Source organism: Andreesenia angusta, from assembly GCF_001855385.1.
In the GTDB taxonomy this organism is placed as follows: Bacteria; Bacillota; Clostridia; order Tissierellales; family Gottschalkiaceae; genus Andreesenia; species Andreesenia angusta.
Window position 1 is genome coordinate 41,271 of the sequence record NZ_MKIE01000009.1, and the last position, 20,047, is coordinate 61,317.

At 41.8% G+C, this 20,047-nt stretch carries 22 protein-coding genes; 8 read left to right on the plus strand and 14 right to left on the minus strand.

The features are described from left to right. The first annotated feature begins 68 nt into the window (after window positions 1-68). The 4 genes from EUAN_RS09705 to EUAN_RS09720 all read left to right on the plus strand — a co-directional run bounded on the left by EUAN_RS09705 (window position 69) and on the right by EUAN_RS09720 (window position 3,779). Window positions 69-755, plus strand: coding sequence for an NAD(P)H-hydrate epimerase (locus EUAN_RS09705; protein ID WP_071064103.1), 687 nt, complete (start codon window positions 69-71; stop codon window positions 753-755). A 101-nt stretch (window positions 756-856) separates the two neighbouring features. Beyond that, window positions 857-2,077 carry an ABC transporter substrate-binding protein gene (locus tag EUAN_RS09710; RefSeq protein WP_071064105.1) on the plus strand — a complete coding sequence of 407 codons (1,221 nt, stop codon included), beginning with the start codon at window positions 857-859 and terminating at the stop codon, window positions 2,075-2,077. After that, window positions 2,078-2,782 (plus strand): GTP-binding protein, encoded by a 705-nt coding sequence (locus tag EUAN_RS09715; protein WP_071064107.1) that lies wholly within the window; start codon window positions 2,078-2,080, stop codon window positions 2,780-2,782. Beyond that, on the plus strand, window positions 2,766-3,779 hold the full coding sequence (locus tag EUAN_RS09720; protein WP_245674483.1) for an ATP-binding cassette domain-containing protein: 1,014 nt from the start codon (window positions 2,766-2,768) through the stop codon (window positions 3,777-3,779). Before EUAN_RS09715 ends, EUAN_RS09720 begins: the two co-directional genes overlap by 17 nt. 60 nt (window positions 3,780-3,839) lie before the next feature. On the opposite strand, the gene EUAN_RS12965 is transcribed toward EUAN_RS09720, so the two are convergent. Together EUAN_RS12965 and EUAN_RS09725 are read right to left on the minus strand one after the other, a co-directional pair. After that, window positions 3,840-3,968, minus strand: coding sequence for a hypothetical protein (locus EUAN_RS12965; RefSeq protein WP_281182093.1), 129 nt, complete (start codon window positions 3,966-3,968; stop codon window positions 3,840-3,842). Between the two features lie 9 nt (window positions 3,969-3,977). Beyond that, the gene (locus tag EUAN_RS09725; RefSeq protein WP_071064111.1) at window positions 3,978-6,482 is read right to left on the minus strand and encodes a DUF6240 domain-containing protein; all 2,505 of its coding nucleotides are present in this window, start codon (window positions 6,480-6,482) and stop codon (window positions 3,978-3,980) included. Window positions 6,483-6,653: 171 nt separating this feature from the next. Here EUAN_RS09725 and EUAN_RS09730 point away from each other — a divergent pair, with 171 nt between their 5' ends. After that, window positions 6,654-7,127 (plus strand): YaaR family protein, encoded by a 474-nt coding sequence (locus EUAN_RS09730; RefSeq protein ID WP_169817377.1) that lies wholly within the window; start codon window positions 6,654-6,656, stop codon window positions 7,125-7,127. A 26-nt stretch (window positions 7,128-7,153) separates the two neighbouring features. On the opposite strand, the gene EUAN_RS09735 is transcribed toward EUAN_RS09730, so the two are convergent. The 3 genes from EUAN_RS09735 to EUAN_RS09745 are packed head-to-tail and all read right to left on the minus strand — an operon-like array spanning window position 7,154 to window position 9,781. Continuing rightward, window positions 7,154-7,489, minus strand: coding sequence for a zinc ribbon domain-containing protein YjdM (locus EUAN_RS09735; protein WP_071064113.1), 336 nt, complete (start codon window positions 7,487-7,489; stop codon window positions 7,154-7,156). A gap of 47 nt (window positions 7,490-7,536) precedes the next feature. After that, window positions 7,537-9,030 carry a polyphosphate:AMP phosphotransferase gene (gene pap, locus EUAN_RS09740; protein WP_245674484.1) on the minus strand — a complete coding sequence of 498 codons (1,494 nt, stop codon included), beginning with the start codon at window positions 9,028-9,030 and terminating at the stop codon, window positions 7,537-7,539. 28 nt (window positions 9,031-9,058) lie between these two features. Further along, window positions 9,059-9,781 carry an SDR family NAD(P)-dependent oxidoreductase gene (locus EUAN_RS09745; RefSeq protein ID WP_084655889.1) on the minus strand — a complete coding sequence of 241 codons (723 nt, stop codon included), beginning with the start codon at window positions 9,779-9,781 and terminating at the stop codon, window positions 9,059-9,061. A gap of 180 nt (window positions 9,782-9,961) precedes the next feature. On the opposite strand from EUAN_RS09745, the gene hcp reads away from it, so the two are divergent. From hcp to EUAN_RS09760, 3 genes are all read left to right on the plus strand, one after another. Continuing rightward, window positions 9,962-11,662, plus strand: a complete 1,701-nt coding sequence (gene hcp / locus EUAN_RS09750; protein ID WP_071064117.1) for a hydroxylamine reductase — start codon at window positions 9,962-9,964, stop codon at window positions 11,660-11,662. Between the two features lie 108 nt (window positions 11,663-11,770). Beyond that, the gene (locus EUAN_RS09755; RefSeq protein WP_071064119.1) at window positions 11,771-13,645 is read left to right on the plus strand and encodes an ATP-binding protein; all 1,875 of its coding nucleotides are present in this window, start codon (window positions 11,771-11,773) and stop codon (window positions 13,643-13,645) included. Between the two features lie 46 nt (window positions 13,646-13,691). Then, window positions 13,692-13,907, plus strand: coding sequence for a hypothetical protein (locus EUAN_RS09760; RefSeq protein WP_071064121.1), 216 nt, complete (start codon window positions 13,692-13,694; stop codon window positions 13,905-13,907). A gap of 85 nt (window positions 13,908-13,992) precedes the next feature. On the opposite strand, the gene EUAN_RS09765 is transcribed toward EUAN_RS09760, so the two are convergent. The 9 genes from EUAN_RS09765 to EUAN_RS09825 all read right to left on the minus strand — a co-directional run bounded on the left by EUAN_RS09765 (window position 13,993) and on the right by EUAN_RS09825 (window position 19,840). Next, the gene (locus tag EUAN_RS09765; RefSeq protein WP_071064123.1) at window positions 13,993-14,283 is read right to left on the minus strand and encodes a hypothetical protein; all 291 of its coding nucleotides are present in this window, start codon (window positions 14,281-14,283) and stop codon (window positions 13,993-13,995) included. A 118-nt stretch (window positions 14,284-14,401) separates the two neighbouring features. Then, complete coding sequence (locus EUAN_RS12970) at window positions 14,402-14,536, minus strand: hypothetical protein (RefSeq protein WP_281182094.1); 135 nt, start codon at window positions 14,534-14,536, stop codon at window positions 14,402-14,404. 82 nt (window positions 14,537-14,618) lie between these two features. Further along, window positions 14,619-14,852, minus strand: a complete 234-nt coding sequence (locus EUAN_RS12895) for a PF20097 family protein (RefSeq protein ID WP_281182095.1) — start codon at window positions 14,850-14,852, stop codon at window positions 14,619-14,621. A gap of 411 nt (window positions 14,853-15,263) precedes the next feature. Then, on the minus strand, window positions 15,264-15,497 hold the full coding sequence (locus tag EUAN_RS09780; RefSeq protein WP_071064127.1) for a hypothetical protein: 234 nt from the start codon (window positions 15,495-15,497) through the stop codon (window positions 15,264-15,266). A 264-nt stretch (window positions 15,498-15,761) separates the two neighbouring features. Further along, window positions 15,762-16,004: a hypothetical protein gene (locus EUAN_RS09785; protein WP_211266345.1), complete on the minus strand. Its 243-nt coding sequence runs from the start codon at window positions 16,002-16,004 to the stop codon at window positions 15,762-15,764. Window positions 16,005-16,016: 12 nt separating this feature from the next. After that, complete coding sequence (locus tag EUAN_RS09790; protein WP_071064131.1) at window positions 16,017-16,244, minus strand: hypothetical protein; 228 nt, start codon at window positions 16,242-16,244, stop codon at window positions 16,017-16,019. A 380-nt stretch (window positions 16,245-16,624) separates the two neighbouring features. Continuing rightward, complete coding sequence (locus EUAN_RS09795; protein WP_071064133.1) at window positions 16,625-16,816, minus strand: hypothetical protein; 192 nt, start codon at window positions 16,814-16,816, stop codon at window positions 16,625-16,627. Between the two features lie 1,758 nt (window positions 16,817-18,574). After that, complete coding sequence (locus EUAN_RS09820) at window positions 18,575-18,961, minus strand: HsmA family protein (RefSeq protein WP_071064143.1); 387 nt, start codon at window positions 18,959-18,961, stop codon at window positions 18,575-18,577. 177 nt (window positions 18,962-19,138) lie between these two features. Next, a complete protein-coding gene (locus EUAN_RS09825; protein WP_071064145.1) occupies window positions 19,139-19,840 on the minus strand; it encodes a GIY-YIG nuclease family protein in 702 nt (233 codons plus the stop codon). Between the last annotated feature and the right edge of the window lie 207 nt (window positions 19,841-20,047).

A 20,047-nucleotide genomic window follows, 5' to 3' on the forward strand; every position in this document is an offset into this window, starting at 1 on the left:
GGCTATTTCTTAAGACTTTCTTAATTGTACAGAGATTTGGTGGGTAGAAACAAAATGAGGTGATAGATATGAGATATGTTACAGCGAAAGAGATGAGAGAGATAGACAGAAAAGCGATAGAGGACTACGGGATACCTGGGATAGTGCTTATGGAAAATGCAGTGCTGAAGGTGCTAAAGCATATTCCAAGAGACAGAGACAAGTATACAGTTATAGCGGGAGCTGGGAACAACGGCGGAGACGGGCTGGGAGTGGCGAGGTATCTCTATATAGAGGGCAAGAGTGTAAGTGTGGTGCTGCTAGGCTCTTCTAGTAAGCTGAAAGGGGATGCAAAGACAAATTTCGAAATCTTAGTGCGACTGTCTAAGAATAAGAATCCGGAGAATGAAGAGATAGAGATTATAGAGTTATTTGGAGAAAATAGCGACTCTGAAGAAAAGCTGGAGCATGCAAGAGGCGTTGTGATGGAAAGTGAAGTTATCGTAGATGCCATATTTGGGACAGGGCTTTCAAGCGAAGTAAAAGGGCTTTATAGGGATATGGTAGAGTCTTTAAACCAAAGCAAGGGATACAAGGTTTCAGTGGATATTCCATCAGGGCTGAATGGAGACAGTGGAGAGCCTATGGGTGTAGCTGTAAAAGCAGACAAGACAGTGACTCTTCAGTACCCTAAAGTTGGATTTGAAAATCCCAGTTCAAAAGAGTACACAGGGGAGCTTGTAGTAGAAAGCATATCTATTCCGCCATGGATATAATGTGATTTAAGTCATACTCTATATGTGATTAAAATCATAGCAGATTCATCGCCAAAGCTGATAGTATATAGCTATAAGAAAAATGCAAGGAGATGGATTGAATGGAGAATAGGTATTTTAGCATAAAAGACACCCTATACGAGATAACTGAAAAACATCCAGAGGCCATAGAGCTTCTAGTTTCAATTGGATTTGAGAATATGGCAGATGCAGAGCAGCGGGCGAAGTTTGGAAAGCATATAACGCTTGAAAAGGCCCTTATGCTGAAAAAGATAAGCGCAGAGGGATTTTCAGAGCAGCTCCTAGAGAGAATAGAGAGCAGAGAAGAGACAAGCACCGGCGGTAGTGGTGAAACCGTAAAGATAGCAGGTGTGCTTCCATGCCCTGTGAAGTTTCCGCTTATGGAGTCCTTTGAAAAATGGCTGGCTGAAAACTCGGAAGGGCTTGGGTTTGAAATAGAGCACGAGCTGAAGGCCGCTTCAAGCGGACTGGGATGGTTGATCGAGTCGCTAGAGCAAAAGGGAGAGGAGTCGATTCCAGACCTCTTTATTTCAGCTGGATTCGATTTGTTTTTCGACAAAGAGCTCTTTGGAAAGTACAGGTCCAGCGAGCTTTTCAAAGACATAACAGGATTTGAAAGATACAACTCGGACTTTGAAAACGAGGAGATAAACCTGAGAGACCCAGACGGACATTACTCTATGGTAGGTGTAGTGCCGGCGGTCTTCCTTGTAAATACAGAGGAGCTTGACGGAAGAGAGATACCGAAGAGCTGGGAGGAACTGCTCTCAGATGAATTTTTCAACAGCGTCAGCCTTCCTATAGCCGATTTCGACCTCTTCAACTCCATACTTCTAGCAGTCTACAAGAACTTCGGAGAAGACGGGGTGGTGAAGTTAGGCAGGATACTTAAGTCCAGCATGCACCCAGCGGAGATGGTCAAGTCGTACAGAAAGAGCTCCGATAAGCCAGTGGTTACGATAATGCCTTATTTCTTCACCAATATGATAAGAGAGAACGACCCTATGGAGCCTGTGTGGCCGGAGGACGGAGCCATAATAAGCCCTATATTTATGCTGAGCAAGAGCGAAAAGAGCGAAAAGCTGAAGCCGCTTGTGGACTTCTTCGCCTCGAAAGAGGTGGGAGAGATACTTTCCCACAACGGAAGATTTCCTAGCGTGAATCCGGAAGTGGACAACAAACTTGACGAGACCCAGAAGTTTATGTGGGTAGGATGGGATTTCATAAATTCAAATGACATAGGCAAGCTCATAGCGAGTTGCGAAGACATATTCAACAGAGCAGTGAAGGGGGAGATTTAGATGAACCTTGTGACAGTTTCGGGACCGCCTTCGTCGGGCAAGACCTCGGTGATACTGAAGACCATAGATGCGATAAAGATGAAAGGGCTCAAGGTGGGAGTGGTGAAGTTCGACTGCCTCTATACAGACGACGACGAGCTCTACAGAAAGGCCGGAGTGCCTGTGAGGAAAGGCCTTTCAGGTTCTCTCTGTCCGGACCATTACTTTGTGAGCAATATAGAGGAAGTGGTGAACTGGGGCATAAATCAGGAGCTGGATATGCTCATAACCGAGAGCGCCGGGCTTTGCAACAGATGCTCGCCCTATATAAAAGACATAGTGTCGGTGTGTGTGATAGACAACTTAAGCGGAATAAACACCCCTAAAAAGATAGGTCCTATGCTGAAGACAGCGGACATAGTTGTGATAACTAAAGGGGACATAGTCTCGCAGGCTGAGCGAGAGGTATTCGCCTCTAGAGTCAACTCGGTGAATCCTAAGGCCGTAATAATCCATGTAAACGGGCTTACCGGTCAAGGGGCTTTCGAGTTCAGCACATTGCTTCGGGATAAGAAAAACGAGATAGAGACTGTGAAGGGTAAGGAGCTGAGATTCCCTATGCCTTCGGCGCTCTGCTCGTACTGCCTCGGGGAGACGAGAATAGGAGACGACTACCAGATGGGAAATGTCAGAAAAATAGAGCTAGGTGATGAAGATGATAAATAGAGAGAAGATAGTTTCAAAGAAAATAGCGGATTTAAGAAGCGAATACCCTTTTGTGGACTCGTTCTTTGAGGACAACAAGCTGGACCTAGAATCCATTGGAGATATGAGCTTCAGGGAGTATCTGAACAGCTACACGCTAGAGGAGATAGACGAGTGGGCCATAGATACGGAAAAGCTGGAAGAGGACCTGGCCGAGTATATCTCCCAGATGGTTGAGTTTCTTGGGCTTGAAAAAGACAAGGTAGAGAGCCTTACGATATTGGCCGGAGTGAACAAGAGCGGAGAGACTGAAAGCTTTGGAGAGTTCACCATAAAGAGGAGCGAGATAGTCTCGATAGTGGGGCCTACAGGGTCTGGGAAGAGCAGGCTGCTTGCCGACATAGAGTGGGCGGCGGATGGAGACACCCCTACAAAGAGAAGGATACTTGTAAACGGAGAAACTCCGGACAAGAGCAACAGGTTTTCCACAAGCAACAAGCTTGTAGCCCAGCTCTCGCAGAACATGAACTTTGTAATGGACCTGACCGTAAGGGAGTTTCTGGAGCTACACGCCAAGAGCAGGCTGGTGGAGAACGTGGAGGAAATGGTGCAGAGAATAGTTGAAGCCGCAAACGAACTTGCAGGCGAGAAGTTCAGCTTGGATACAGCTGTGACAGGCCTTAGCGGAGGGCAGTCTAGAGCCCTTATGATTGCGGACACAGCCATACTCAGCACTTCGCCTATAGTGCTTATAGACGAAATAGAGAATGCCGGTATAGACAGAAAGAAGGCGCTAGACGTACTTGTAAACGAAGAGAAGATAGTGCTTATGGCCACCCATGACCCTAGTCTCGCCCTTATGGCCGACAGGAGGATAGTCATAAAGAACGGCGGAATAAAAAGTATAATAGAGACAGGTCCAGAAGAAAAGGCCAGGCTTTCAGAGCTTGAAGCGATAGACAAGCTTGTATCCGAGATGAGGACGAAGCTCAGAAATGGAGAGACTGTAGGGATATAGCTAAAGACATTGAAAAACCCGCAAGTGCAGGTGTTTGAATCTGCTTTGCGGGTTTATTTTTCACTGCGATTCAGAGCTGTCGGCTTCCTCTATTGCACTCAGAAGCCCTGAGACAATTTCAAAAAAGCTTTCAGGCACATCGTTTGGGATGATAGGAGCGTCTGAATTATCTTTATCTTTACTTTCCATTGTTACCTCCTAGATTTTCAAGTCAAAAGCACCTGAGTGCATGACCTTCGGTCTTTCGGCAGACTCAGATTCCGATGTAAAATTGTCCAGCATGCTGGCGCCGTCTAGCTCGTGGAAATCGAGAGAGGCGAGCGAGTAGCCAAGCTCTTCAAGAGAGGTTGAAAAAGCTCCTATGCTCTTTTCGAGGCTGTTTTTGTAATCAAGATTTTCAACACCTACTTTAAGCGAGATACTCTTAGACTCGACTTCAAGCCCTATATTCAGATTTCCCATGTTCGCTGTGTCTATACTTATGACGGCTGATATGTCATCCGGGTCTTTAGCCGAGTTACGCTGTTTTCTATCTCTAAAGTACATATTCAAATTTGAGAACTGCCCGTTCATATATACAGGCAGCTGGACTATCTTATTTTCTTGAGAAAGACGCCTGTTTTCATCTAACTTTTCAAAGGCTTCAGATAGTTTTCCACGAGCCAGCTCTTCATCTCTTCCGAACAAACTTGAGCTGGACTCCATGTTTTTGAGCTGCTGCTCCATATCTCTATAGGAAGCTTCCACTTCGTCTCTAGAGCGTGAAAGACTCCTGTATATTGCAGATACACTCTCTTTTAGCTTTTGCAAAAGAGCCAAAGCTTCGCCGCTCTTTTCAGAATGCGTCAAGCTTGAAAACTCGGAAAGCTTGTGTCCTAACTGATCCTTATTTGCAAGAAGAGCGTGGGCGCTTCTGATTTCCGAAAGTAGGAGCGGCTTCTTGCTTTTAAGGACAAGGAGAGCTGCGTCGTCCCCACTGCTTGAAATCTCAGACAGGCTCTCTTTTAGCGATTCGGCTTTCAGAGACTTGTCACGCTCGAACTTGAGCATATTGTCACGGTATTGCTCCACGTACCTAGAGGCCACCACTATATCCACATGTTCAAGCGAAATACTCTCTGATACGGACTTAGAGACCATGGCTGTAGTGAGCTCGGCTTTCAAGAACTGGAAGCTTCTGTACACTTCATCTATCCTGCGCATATTTTGAGCAGAGCTGTCCACTCTGTCGACTTCAAGAGCAGTCGAGGATTCAGCTGTGAGGAATCCTTCGTTTATGCCAGAAAGAGTCAGAGGGAGGTTTCTTTTTATCTGCACAGATATAGCGTTCAAGTCGAGTCGCTCCAAGTTGCTGAATATATCGGAAATATCGGCGATGCTCTTTATTTCAGGGGCAGGCTCGGAGCTCAAAGAGATTTTTGGAAGCTCTGAAACCTTTATATCCTGAGATCTCTTCAAAAGAGAAAGAAGCTCTGTTTCTGTTATCTCAGGACTGTTTTTCATGAGTTTCAGCTCGGCAGACAGCTCTCTCAGATCGGTATTCTCTATGTCGACACCGATAGAACCTAGCGCAGACGAATTTTCGTAGTCGAGGCTTCCAAGCACATGAGAAAGCGACTGCTTCATATGATCTAAAGCGGCCAGATTTTCAGTATTCACTTCGATTCCGTGAATCACAAGCTTTTTGGCCATATCAACGTACTCAGGTGAAGCTTCAACTCCTATGGACTTTAAAAACTCTGATATATCTTCGTCAGAGAGCTGGACAACTGAATCTGAAAGCTCAGGGCTTTTAGAGGAGCTTGAATACGATTTGGACAGCATTTTTTGAAGTCTTATCATATCAGCCTCTGAAAGTTCAGACGAGTCTAGTTTGGCTGAATAGTTCTTGAGCCTGTAGAGCGTGTCTATGCTTATATCCAGCTCGTCCCCAAGAGCTTCCACAAAAGTTGCGTCTTTGACATCGCGCAAGTCGTTCAGCTTGTAGAAAGTGTCGTTTATCTTGTCTATATTCTTTTTGCTTATGCTTAGGCCTTCACGGTGAAGAGCCTTTATTATGTCGGTTATATCTTTACCCATACGGCTTCCATATATCTCTAGGGCGATATCCTCAGCTTGCTCTGTCGAGAGCTCGCTTCCGCCGGAGACTTCAATTCGCCTTGTGCCTTCAAGCTCAGACGATATATCCGACAGTCGCCTTGCCACAGAGTCTATAGACTCGCTCTCTAGATCGACATCCTGCTGGACAAGCGCTACAGCTGAATCATAGCTTAGAGAGCTCTCGATCTGTCTGAAAGAGTCTCGGGCAATTCTGTAGGCTTCAAAGTTCTCAGAATTTAAAGGAATCCCATGTCTGTCCATCTTTTCAAGTGCCGATATATTTTCGCTAGAAATCTCAGCGTTGAACTCAGCTAGGAGAAGCGAGTAAAAATCTGACTGGCTTTTCGCCAGTGGAGCGTCTGGCACGTCTTTCTCGAGGCTTGACTTCTTTATATTGGATTTCTCTATAGAGACTGTCTCTCCTACAGTTAAATCCATGTCTTCGACTAGCTCAATGCTGAAAATGCGGTTGTCGCCTAAGTCTAGCTTTATGTTGTTGTTTATCTTCTCTATCAAAGTTCCAACTACCCTAGAAGAGGAGCTTAAAGAAGTGTAAGAGCTTATGGCGTTTGAATATTTAGAGTTTATTCTGTTTTCTATCATCGGGTGAAAACACCTCCAGTATTGCTTTCTAAAATTCTATATCGACATAAAGACATAAATTGTTTAATAGGAGGACTGTCCTCTAAAGTGTAAAAAACAGTATGCCGATAATTCAGTTAAGTGATATACTTAATTCGAGACACTTGATCGGATGAGAAGGAGATGTGTAAATTGGAAAACATAAGAGGGGTAGGGTCTGCTCCAAGGCATCAAGAAGTTCTGAGCAGTCAAAATAGCGTGAACAACAATAGCGACAAAAAAGAGATTACCGCACAGAAAAGCGGATTTGCCCAGAAGTTTGAGAAGATAAAGTCGGACGAAGTCAGGACAAAGCTAGAGGGTATATTCGAGAAGATAAATGAAAAGGCTGATATTTTAAAGGACAATCTCAGCTTGAAAAACGTGATAGAGTACAAGAAGCTGGTGAGGGAATTCATGAAGGTAGCGACCGAAAACTCCAATGTCTTTTCACAAAACAGCTTTCTAGACAGGCGGGGAAGGCATAGGGTGCATTCCATGATAAAGAATGTAGACAGAGAGCTGAACTCCCTGACAAATGAATTCACCAAAAGCCCTCTTCAGCACACCAAGATACTCGGCAGCATAGACGCCATAAAGGGACTAATAGTGGACATAATGACATAAAGACCAGGAAAGCTCCTGGTCTTTTGTTATGCCTTTTTTACAAATTCAGACTTGAGGCTCATAGCTCCAAATCCGTCTATCTTGCAGTCGATATTGTGGTCGCCGTCTACAAGTCTTATATTTTTCACTTTTGTGCCTTTCTTTATGGCAGAAGAAGCTCCTTTGACCTTGAGGTCTTTGATTACAGTTACAGAGTCTCCGTCTTGAAGCACATTTCCGTTTGAGTCCTTGACCACAAGCTCGTCGCTTTCAGACTCCGAGCCAGCAGTCCACTCGTAGGCGCACTCTGGACATATGAGCAGCGTTCCATCTTCATAGGTATATTCTGAATTGCACTTTGGGCAATTTGGCAGTTTTGACATTAAAAATCCCTCCATTCACAGAATATACTATCATAGACAGAGGATTCTTACAAAGACTTATTGGCATTTGCTATGGCCTCTTTAGCTGACTCTATAAACTGCTTAAGGACTTTTATTCTGGCGTATTTCTTGTCTTTTCCCTCTATTATAGTCCAAGGGGCGTACTCAGTGCTTGTCCTTACAAGCACCTCGTTCATAGCTTCGATATATTCGTCCCATTTCTCTCTGTTTCTCCAGTCCTCGTCAGTTATCTTGTAGATTTTGTCGGACTTGTGCTCCCTGCCCTCGAATCTTTCCAGCTGCTCGTTTTTGTCTATATATATGAAGAACTTGAGCAAAAGGGTGCCGAAGTTGTGTAGATGCTTTTCCATATTGTTTATTTCATCGTAGGCCCTGTCCCACTCGCTTATCTTGGCGAAGCCCTCTATTCGCTCCACCATAACTCGCCCGTACCAACTTCTGTCGAATATAGTCATATTACCTCGCTTGGGAACGGAGTTGAAGAACCTCCAGAGGTAGTGGTGGCTTTTCTCCGTCTTGTCCGGAGCTGCAATTGGGATTACCTCATATCCTCTCGGGTCCATAAGCCTTGTAAGCCTCTTTATAGCTCCGCCTTTTCCGCTTGCGTCCATGCCTTCAAACACTATGACAGTTGGTATCCTGTGAGTGTAGAGCGCATAGGCCAGTTTGCCGGCCTCCTCTTGAAGCGACTTAAGTTCGCTTACATACTGCTCGTTGCTAAGTGAAAGGCTCAAGTCCACATTGGAGAGAGGCCTTTTCTCGGGGATATACTGTCGGATATACCTCATCCCTCCGTTTTGCATGCCTATATAACGGTCTATTCCATCCTGTATCGCATCGAGTGTAGAACCGAGTATCTTCTTGGAAGCCGACTTCATGTCCTCAGTGGATATGATATTCCAAGGGCTGTAGTCGAAATTAGAGAGCTTCAGGATTTTATCAAAGTGGGCGAGGTGTTTGTCATAATCTTTGTACTGCGCTTCGTCCTCGTCGGTCACCAGAAAAGACCTGTGCTTGTCCTTTCTGAGCTCGTCTATCCTGCTCTTCTGAGTCTTCTCCTTTTGGTGGAGAAAAAACTTCACTATTATAGCTCCATCTTCATACAGCTCTTTTTCAATAGAGCTTATATCCGCTATGGCCTGCTTCAACTCATCACCGTCTATATTCAAGTCGTTCATCAGGTTAAAGTAGAAGCTTCTGTCGAATACGGCAATATTCCCTTTGGCAGGTGTCTTCTTCCAAAAACGCCAGAGGAAAGGGCGCTCCCGCTCCTCTTCGGTGGGGTTTTCAAACACGCTCACCTTGTGGAGCCTAGGGTCCAGCTCTCTTATGAGGTCGTTCAGTACAAATCCTTTTCCGGAGGACTCCCACCCGTCGATTATGATCAGCACGGGTATATCTAAATTATTTACAAGCCTCTCGAATTTGGCCAGCTTGTCCCCAAGCTCTGAGCGCTTGAAATTGGAATAGGGGTTTTCAAACTTGTCGAATTCATAGTCTTTTATCATGTTTTCAGCCATAGACACCACCTCCTAAGAAACACACACACTAGGCCTGGATAACAGACCTTCCGCCGTCTACACCCATAATCTGGCCTGTAATCCACGAGGCCTTTTCTGAAATCAGAAATGCAGTGAGGCTGGCTATGTCGCTTGCACTCCCAAGCCTCTTTAGGGCATGTGTCTTGGCCATGGAGTCCACGGTCTTTTCGTCTCTCAGGATAGAAGACGAAAGGCTGCTGTCGCCCAAAAGGGAAGGAGCTATTCCGTTTACCCTTATATCTGGCGCCAGCTCTGCTGCAAGCGACCTCACAAGTCCTTCCACAGCGCCTTTAGACATGCTGAGAGAGGCGTGCATAGATAGCCCCTGCTGGACGGCTACACTAGAGTAGAGCACGATTGAAGAGTTCTTATGCTTCTTAAGTGCCGAGAGCGAAGACTGGATAGCCAGCGCTGCCCCTAGCGAGTTTAATCTGAAGTCTTCTATAAAATCCTCTACACTAAGCCTTCTCAGCGACTTCAGGTTTATGCTTCCAACTGCATATACAAGGCCCGCGAGCTCCTTTCCAGCTTCTTCAGCCACCTTTGAAAAAGACTCAGGGTCTTTTACATCTGCTACTGATATATCTGCTCCTAGCTTCTGGGCCGCAGCTTTAAGTTTTTCCTCATTTGAGCCTACAAGATGCAGATTGTATCCTGCGTCTTTCAACAGCTCTGCACTGGCAAAGCCCACAGCTCCGCTTCCACCGTATATAAGAATTTTTCCACTCATATCCATCATCCCCCATAAATTATTCTTGTGTTTATTTTTACCCCTGCGATATGGACATAAGCTACAAGTATAAAAAGAAGTTGTGATATATATCACGTATAAGTTTGATGTCAGTCACGGAGGCTAAGCTCTAAAAGAGGTATTATATGTACATAAGATGAAATCAAGGAGGAATACGATATGAGCATGTTTTGTTATCAATGTCAAGAAGCAGCCAATGGAACTGGATGTACACAGAGAGGTGTATGTGGAAAGACTTCGGCTGTAGCTAATATACAGGATTTACTAGTACACACACTTAAGGGGATCGCGCTCTACAACCAGAGAGCCAGAGAGCTTAAGCTGGACACTTCAGCAGGCGATGCCTTTATAATGGAAGGTCTTTTCATGACCATCACAAATGCCAACTTCGACTACGACGCAATAGTGAGAACTATAACAGAAGGACTCGAGCTTAGAGACAAGATAAAATCGGAAGTCATGAAGACGCAGGAGCCTAAGAAGAGGTCGTTATTGGACAGACTATTCGGAAGAGGGGAAGGCGGTTCGGCAGTCGAGCCTATAACGGCAGATGCTGCTACTTGGAGAACACCGGAGTCTAAATATGATGAAAAGGCGAAGTCTGTAGGAGTGCTTGCCACAGCAGACGAGGACGTGAGATCGCTTAGAGAGCTTATAACTTACGGGCTGAAGGGAATGGCTGCCTACGCCGAGCACGCCTACAACCTTGGATCTACTAAGGACGACATATTTGCATTTATAGAAAAGGCCCTAGTTGCAACATTGGACGACACTCTTTCTATAGACGATCTAGTGGCGCTCACGCTTGAAACTGGAAAGTTCGGAGTAGACGTAATGGCGCTTCTAGACGCTGCCAACACTTCTGCATACGGAAACCCTGAAATAACCGAGGTTAATATAGGAGTTAGAAGCAACCCTGCAATACTTATCTCGGGCCATGACCTTAAGGACATGGAGAGACTTCTAGAGCAGACTGACGGAACTGGAGTAGACGTATACACTCACTCAGAGATGCTTCCAGCTAACTACTACCCAGCTTTCAAGAAGTACGACCACTTTGTAGGAAACTACGGAAACGCTTGGTGGAAACAGCAGACTGAGTTCGCTTCTTTCAACGGGCCGATACTGTTCACAACAAACTGTATAGTGCCGCCTAAGAGCGACGAAATAAGAAAGAGAATCTACACTACAGGAGCTTCTGGATTCCCAGGATGCACTCATATAGAGATGGACTCGAGCGGAAACAAGGACTTCTCTGCCATAATAGAGCACGCCAAGAAATGCGCATCTCCTACAGAGATAGAGACTGGGAAAATAGTCGGAGGATTTGCACACGCACAGGTTATGCAGTTAGCCGACAAGGTGGTAGACGCTGTTAAGTCTGGAGCTATCAGAAAGTTCTTTGTAATGGCAGGATGCGACGGAAGAATGAAGTCTAGAGACTACTACACTGAGTTCGCCGAGAAGCTTCCAAAGGACACAGTCATCCTTACAGCGGGATGCGCCAAGTACAGATACAACAAGCTAGGGCTTGGAGATATAGGCGGAATACCTAGAGTTCTAGACGCTGGACAGTGCAACGACTCTTACTCGCTTGCAGTTATAGCGCTTAAGCTTAAAGAGGTGTTTGAGCTAAACGACATAAACGAGCTTCCTATAGCCTACAACATAGCTTGGTATGAGCAGAAAGCCGTAATAGTACTGCTTGCACTACTTTCACTAGGAGTTAAGAACATCCACCTAGGGCCTACTCTTCCTGCGTTCCTTTCGCCAAACGTGGCAAAGGTGCTTGTGGAGAACTTCGGAATAGGCGGAATAACTTCAGTAGACGAAGACATGAAGATGTTTTTAGGAGTATAATACAATATAAAGCCTCGGCCGAAATATGGCCGGGGCTTTTGCTTGTCTTGGGAAAAAACTTTGAAAGGGGGTATAAACTCAAGATAAAACAATCTAAGGGGTGATTTTATGGCGGTTTCTATACTACCAGTTGACCAGAGGGTCATAGATATAGATTCAAGGCGTTTTGCATCTGTAGATAAAGCTCTGATAGAGCTTATCACAAACTGTGACGATAGCTATACAAGGCAGGAGGGAAGAGGAAGATCTGTAAGCGGAGTGATAAATATAGGCTACGAGCGACACAGGAACGGGGCCTTTGTATCTGTATCCGATCAAGCCGAGGGAATGGACTTTGAAAGGCTTAAGTCCATACTGACCTACGGAGGCGCCTTTAGCTCGCTTTCAAAAGGAGAAACAGTGGGAAGAGGATACTTCGGGCGTGGACTTAAGCAGGCCATATACGGATTGGGACATGGATGGATTGAAAGCATAAAAGATGGTAAACTCAGCAGAGTGGACCTCTACAGAGCTGAAACAGGGGAATACCTATTTGACGATGGAGACGGAGATAGAGCTGCAACAGAGAAGGACTACAAAAGGCTTATGATACCGGAAGGTGGCTCGGGAACTAAAGTCGGGATAGTCGTGGAGAATAGAGAAGTGAGCGTATCTCAATTCCAATCGCTAAAGGAAAGTCTTGCAGAGAATATATACTTGAGGGACATAATCTTCAGAAGAGATATAGGCATAGTGAACTTGAACCTTCCAAAAAATTTGAGAGAGTTTGAGAAGCTGGAGTATATAGAGCCTAAATCGGAAATACTCTTGGGGCCAAACGAGATAGGGGATTTTAAATACAATGAAAGACCGTATACCTTTACGCTTACCCTAAAGAGGGCACTAGACGAAGAGCTTGAAACCAAGGGGGACAGGCGCACAAACGGACTGCTGGTGCTGTCGGGAGCCGCAGTGCTTGACTGCCAGTTTTTTAAGTATGAAAACCAGCTTGGAACAGAATACCTTTTTGGAACAGTGGAGTGCGATGGGCTGTCCCAGATGCTCGCAGATGGCATGGCGGTCATAAGCGACGAGCGTGACGGGCTCAATATGAAAGATTTGTTTGTGCAGGCTTTTTCTGATTCAGTAAGCGAAATGGTCAGCAATGCAGTTAAGAGCGAACAGCTCAGGCTGAGCCATGTGGACAGGGCAAAGACTTCGCAGAAGACGGACAGCCTTATAGAATCAGTGCTCCAGAAGATGAACAGGATAGCTTTTGAGGAGCTTGGAATAAGGGTCTCAAACGGTGAAGATGAAGGCAGCAGAAGCCCCATAGAATTCACGGACTCGTTTTACTACAGAAAAGTGGGCAGGAAGTTCCATATATCTCTCTATGTAGACAGCTCTAAGCTGAGAAGAGGAGATGTGATTTCGTTTAAAACGGATATCCCGAAGACACTTGGAATAGTGCCAGCACTTGCCGAAATCAAAGTATCAGAACTGACTGAGGACGGAACGCTCGTATTCGAAGGGAGAGCGGAAGAGCCAGTCAGGGGGAGCATTGAGGCTACGGTGGGAAGCTACAGTGCAAATTGTGAAATAGTAGTTAGAGAAGAAGCTCCTCATAGGCTGGAGTCCGCTATAAAAAGAAAGCCAAGGCCCAAGTGGGATATGGAAGAATCCACGGCTGTTTTCAGGGGATACGAGCTTAGAAACCTCGGAAACGATATGGATAGGGCTGTCTACAGCAGAGAAGAGAGGACAATACTTATAAATACGGAAGCACCAACTGTAAGGCTTTACGTGGACGGCCAGGGCAAGTTTACAGACGGAGCGAGGCTGCTTCTAGCGGAGCTTCTGCTGGATGTAATTACAGACGAAATGGCCCATAGGTATATAGACAGAAGGGGACATAGCGGAAGAGAAGACTCCTACAGAAAGGCCAAGGCGGAGATGGTGCGAAAGTACGGAGTGGAGATACACTCGACACTGCTTGGGAAATAGCGTTCAAAACATAATACATTTAGATATATGAAGGAGATGAGACGATATGAGATATAGAATACTGCTGAAGGACAAAGTAGACGAAAAGCTGCTAAGGGAGATACAGCTTAAGCATAGCGAGGATGTAGAGGGGATAAGCGAACTGTACGACCGTCTGATTGAAGATGGAGGCTGTGACAGCGATACAGTCTCGAGGATATACTATGTGGCATACACATTGGCGCTAAGTAAGATAGAGATAATAATAGTAAAGCTGAATTAGTTTCAATATTTGGAGCTTTTTCATAAGCAAAATCAAGATAAAGTGTGAGTCACCTGAAACTTTTAGGTTAGAGGTGACTCACACTTTATTTTTCGAATGAAGCTATGTTAACTAATTTCATTAGTCGAAGTATATCTTCTGGTTCTATTTCCCTGTACTCATCATCAAAAAATATACCACATTCCATTTCTTTTAAGTCAGCATTTATAACCATAGGCATATCTTCTATTTCTTCTTCAGTCCAACCTTCTCCAAACTGACTATTAGCTATTTGTGCTTTTTGCCTTGGAGTGAAATCCACTCTCTCCCAATATGCGTCATTATCTTCCGCGTTTTGCTTGAATTCATATTCCTTTAGAAATTCTACTTTTAACATTTTATCAGCCCTTTCTTTTAAGTATTTTAATTATACACTATTATAGGAGTACACTACGCAAAGTCGAAAAATTATAATGTGAACTATATTTAGATAGAATGTTTTTAGTATGTATAATCTAAGAATTCTTCTTTACATAGGCTCTCAAAGCTTTTATTCCTAGAATAGATACATATACTCCGACTCCCAACAATGCAATATATATACCTCTCATTAACACTTGAGTTGTTGATGGCATGATACTTACTTCCATTAACTTTTCCTCCCTCTTTACTAAGACAATTTTTTATCTTTTTAGGCGTAGTACCCCTAGCTTCCACTATGGGGAGTATCAACTAGCGAGTGTTACCTTCTAAATCAATTACAATTTTTTCGCAATCTTTACAGTAGAAAGCCTCTACACTACTTGTTGTGAGTGAGTCTGTAAGTTTAATACCCTTTGAAAACATTTGTAGAAAGGGACCTTTGTCTTTTTCCTCGGGAATCCACTTTAAGGCACGTCTATCTTGGTGAATAAAGCCTAAATGCATTTCTTTACCACAATACGGACACCTTGATATGCTCTTCACTTAAAACAGCTCCTTCTTAATTAAAACAATATATATGATACTAAGAAAATAATAATAATTACTAAAAAAGTTATTGGAATTAATAAATGTATTTTCTTTGCTGTCTCTTTATAAACGTTCCACTCATCTATAACCTGATTTAAAAGTATTATGCTAAGTAAAACAGTGAAAATACCATGCGATATCTCAACTTTACTAAGAAAAAGCATTAAATATATGAGTGTAATTATACCTACTATTATGTGTCTTAACTTCGTCATGTGATTGTCTCCTATAACAACTAAGAATTATTTTTAATATAAAGCTTTTCATAAAAATGTAGATTAGTGCAGGCATTATAGCGATCCATCCAAACGAATCCCCAATATTTACTTCAAACATCAATAACCCTCCCCTCGTAATATAGTAAGATTATTTTTTTGAATCAGACTTGCTTCTAGACAAACTTATTCCGTAAATAATTATTGAGATGCTTATTATCAAAGCTATAGACATAGGTGCTTCAGTGGCATAGTCAAGTGGATAAAGATTAGCCGATCCAGTATTGAATTCTAAACTTTGTATGAATTTTAAAGCATATAGCTCTAGTGATAGACAGATACCTCCAAAGATAATAGCGAAACTTCCAATTGCTGATTTTGTCATAAGATTTCCTCCCTTGTGATGTAATATAGTTAGGAGAAAACCGTTGCGTGGCCCGATATGTTTTGGAGGGGACTTATCGGCAAAGGCACTCCTGAGAAGCTGTAGAGTAAACTATATAGCTTGTGGTGCTGTCAACCACCGCTATGTAGCCACCGTTTGAGGTAGGAGGCAACCTTCAGGTTGCCGTTCTGACTACGTGTAGGTGAGTTGCAAGCCCTGTTGCTTGTCTCGGGGGTAGTTGACCAGTCATAAATACTCCTCCTTTTAGTCCGAGAAATCTTTAAAAAGCGCTTTCAGCTCGGTCACGTCATAGTAAGAGCCGTCGCAGATAAACTTTTCTATCTCGATTTCTCCATTTTCCATAAACTCTATCTCCCAGCGCTGCCCTGGAACTGCCACCTCGACCATGATACTTTCAGGTCTTGTTTTGCTTAGCCGGTAGAATATCTTTCTTTCTTCCAATTCGTTCAAAAAGCTATTTATGTCTTTAAATCTATCTATATTCAAAAGCATATCCCCCTATGAAAGCAAAATGACTGCTATCCCAAATATGGCAGTAGGTATGCTTCCTAATTTGATTAATCGGTATCCTTTTTGAAATTTCGCTTCGGTTTCTTTCTGTACTGCTTTTCCTACCCTAAGTTCACTGGCTGCTTTTTTCATTGTAATAGCTCCTGAGAGCATGATTCCGAAAGAACAGAATGACGCTACCGCAGAACATATTCTTATAAGCTCTTTTAAGTCCATAGACACCTCTCTTTTAAGTACATATGTATTAGCTACCTATACTATAACTGATTTTCCATACAAAACCAATAACTTGGGGAGAAATGTGAGAGTGTCTCTGAATGTATATGAAAAGTTAGTCGGAAGCTTAAAAGGAGCACACTCTATAAGAGTCAATATTCAGCATAGACTAGTATAAGAGGTGATAACACAGTAAAAATATTGAGTATATGGATACATTATGAGTAGACTGTAAGGAGGAGTCTGTCCGCAAAACCGACAAATTATATGCTAAGATATATTTTGACAATAAGTGAGAAAAACTAAGCCCAAGAAACGTTCCATCTATTGGGAGGTGTCAAGCTTCTCGGGCTTAGCTCGCAATATATTAAATCACCGAGCTAAAATACTAACTGTTTTATTATCGAAGCAATTAGTGTGGTAAAGAATATAGTTATAAATATTGTACGAGTATCTTTTAGCTTTTCTAATTCAGCTTTTTTAAAAATATTTGTTTTTGAGAAAATCATTGATACCACTATGCTTGTACAATAAGCCCAGCCTAAATTTATTAGTATATTTGTACTATTCATAAATTAATCTCCTTTTGTAATTTCTAGTAAGTCTATATAGGGAATATAATACGACTAATTTCTTAATAAGCCTTTCTTTTCGAGAAACTTTCTTATAATTATAGACAGGAGTACTACACCTGCTGAAAAAAACATAATTTTCACACTATTACTTTCGATGGAAGAAGAGTTTCTAATGGAAATATGACTGCTAACTAGCGAAACAATAAATCCTATCCATTCGATTACATTAAAAAACTTTTTACTTAAAAAAGATGGCAACTTAGGCATATAGTTTCCTCTCCTCGCTTTTTCAACGAATTACATAATATAGTAAATGTACATATCTAATTTAGTCAAATGGGCATAAAAAATATACTTACTAAGATTATAAGAATAGATATAACTAGAGATATTGTCTTTCCTAGGGTTGCCCCTAAATTGTTTTTATATTTATAGCCTAGGGAAATAGACGTTATAAAAAATATTAAAGAATAAAAAACAGTATAGTGTATTCCTGTATCGCCATTTGACCAAGACTGTAAACCTATGAAATTTAATATATCGTCCCCATAAGCACCCTTATTTTTGAAAGAAAAAGAAAATAATATTCCAATAATACATAGCAACAAAGAAAGTGAGCCTGGTCCTACCTTTTTATTTGTGTAGCTCAAAATAACACCCCTTATAAGATAAATATATAGATCAGCATATAGACAATCCAAGCAATTAAACTTAATGTTAAAGCGACACTCCAAAGTAAATAGACAATTGATGAATCTTCGTTATCGATAGTCTTGTCTAAGTATTCTCTCGTTCTCCGTAAAGATATAACTCCAAAAATATTTGCGACTAAAACATATATAAATACTGGACCTCCATCTGTAATCAGAGATGTCTGAGATACTGTAAATACTATTAATTCAAGCGTAGTCGCAATATTTGAGTACAGCAATTTTCTAGAACGAATTCCCCTGTTCTTTATTAAAGCATTTACTGTGTAAACAACTTGTATTATTGGAATTATTATAAATATGTATAAAAATAATAGAGTCAACGGGAGTCACCTCCTGCCTACGCACATTTTTAAAAACTATCGATTGCTTATAACTAGATATAGGTAGTATACTAGCCAATAAATTAGACCCGTTACGATAGATATACTCCATATTAAATAGAGCTTGGATATATCTCTTTTTTCCTTCGAATTACGTAAATTAAGATAACCGTAAATTTGTAGTGGCAAAGCTGTGATTCCAAATATATTTGATAAAAACATATAAATCAACGGTCCAGTATCTGGAAGCTCGCTTATGAATAGCATGAGAAGGCAAATAAGTTCGAAGACTATAGCTATATAGCTAAAAACTACTAATCTAGGAGCAATACCTTTTGCTTTATTTAGAGTCATTCCGATTAAAACAGTATGAAGAATCGGAAGAAGTACAGTCAATATTAATAATATAAGATAAATCAAAGAAATAGCCCCTCTCTAAAGGTTATTACATAATCTATAACAAATTTGAACTATCCATATTATACCCAATTTCCAGTAAAAAACTAAATATCCCGATAGATAGACAGTACAAGGGATTTTTGCAGACTACTAATGATAACGTTCCTTTTATGCGATAAGAAAGATAAAAGTTGCAACTTTGGATTGAACTTTTGTACAAAAACTGATACGTTTATAATAAATGAGAAAAACTAAGCCATAGAAGCGTCCGTTAGATAGAACGTTTCTATGACTTAGTTCGTAATATGTTAAAGATATAAACTTTATATTATATTCATTCCAACTAAAATTCCCAAAACAAAAGAGAGTAGCCAAATAAGCCAAACCACTAAGCTAAACTTATGAAAGTTTTTCTTTGCTTGTTCATCACCTTTTAAATATACCCAAAGCGCCCATAGTAGATGTATTAGCATAAGTGCTACTGCAATCCCTCCTGTTATTTGGTGAATACCTAACCTGCTTCCTGCACCATCTTCCGCTATCTTTCCCATCAGTAATGTTCCGGTAGTATCTAATATGAGCCCTATTAAAAAGCTAGTTAAGTGCTTTACCTTTATAGTTCCCGATAACTTCTCGCCCCATGCACCAAAAGTATAAAATATTAGTGCAAAAATCATCGAGATACTTGCTATTGTTAGTGTGCTATCCATATCACGCCCTCATTCCATTTTCTTATATTTACTAGAATATATTACTATTTAAATCGCTTTTGGTCAAAGGTAGTATCTATACAGGGGACTCTGGTTAGAACTAACAAAAAATTTCATGTTGGAAATAGGGAGCTTGGGTAAAGTGCACTTTATGGTTTGTGAACTTTAAGTAGACAGCTATTTTAATTCATCCTCTTCTACTTCACTTAAAGAACGGCCATTTAACTTCCATACCTTTTGACCATTCGCACTACCTCCCACTATTGCAACCGCAGCATAGCTAGGACTATCAAAAGCTGCATCTTCATTAAAAACGTAAAGTCCTAGGCCATTTTCAGATATAATAGATGACTCTAAAAGTTTTCTGCGTAATTTTTTGATATGAGGTCTAGCTGAGGGCCTATCTTCTATAACAGCAGTAGAGCCTTTTAAGACTACATATTTATCATCTATAATAGACATTCTGGCATAAGCTTTTTTATTCGTTAGCTCAAAAATCGGCTCCTTTTCAATTATAGATGTGCCGGTATTAGTGCGAGGTTCTAGTATATCTATGTTAAGAGAAGACAAGATAAGATTAATACCGCTCATAAACTGTTGAACTTCAGCAATATCGACTTCGGAAGTATTGGGCTTAGATGGACACTGATTGTTGTCTAGTATAACTCTATTTGCAGACTTAGCTAATCCATATATTTCAGCTTCTAAAAACTGAATTTGTGTCTTAGTTAAATAGCTATCTTTTGAGGTGAATACTATAGCTTCTGTCCAGAAGTCTTTATTATTAGAGTGGCTTTTTAGTCTAGGTAATACAGGATCTCCTTCTCCAATGTACAATATTGTTTCTTCAGAATGATCAACGTCAGGACCGGTTAGCATATAGACTCCTGGTTTATTCGCACTTTCTCTTTCAGAAAATTCTTTTAATTTGGTTCTTGGAAAAATAGTTGCATATATAGCGATATGTTAAGCTAGAAAATGTCGCAGTCACTAGCAATAAATGTTGGCAAACGTGATATGATTAAAATAAGAAAATGGAGAGTGATCACGATGACAACAAAGAGAAGAAGACTGACTGCGAAAACC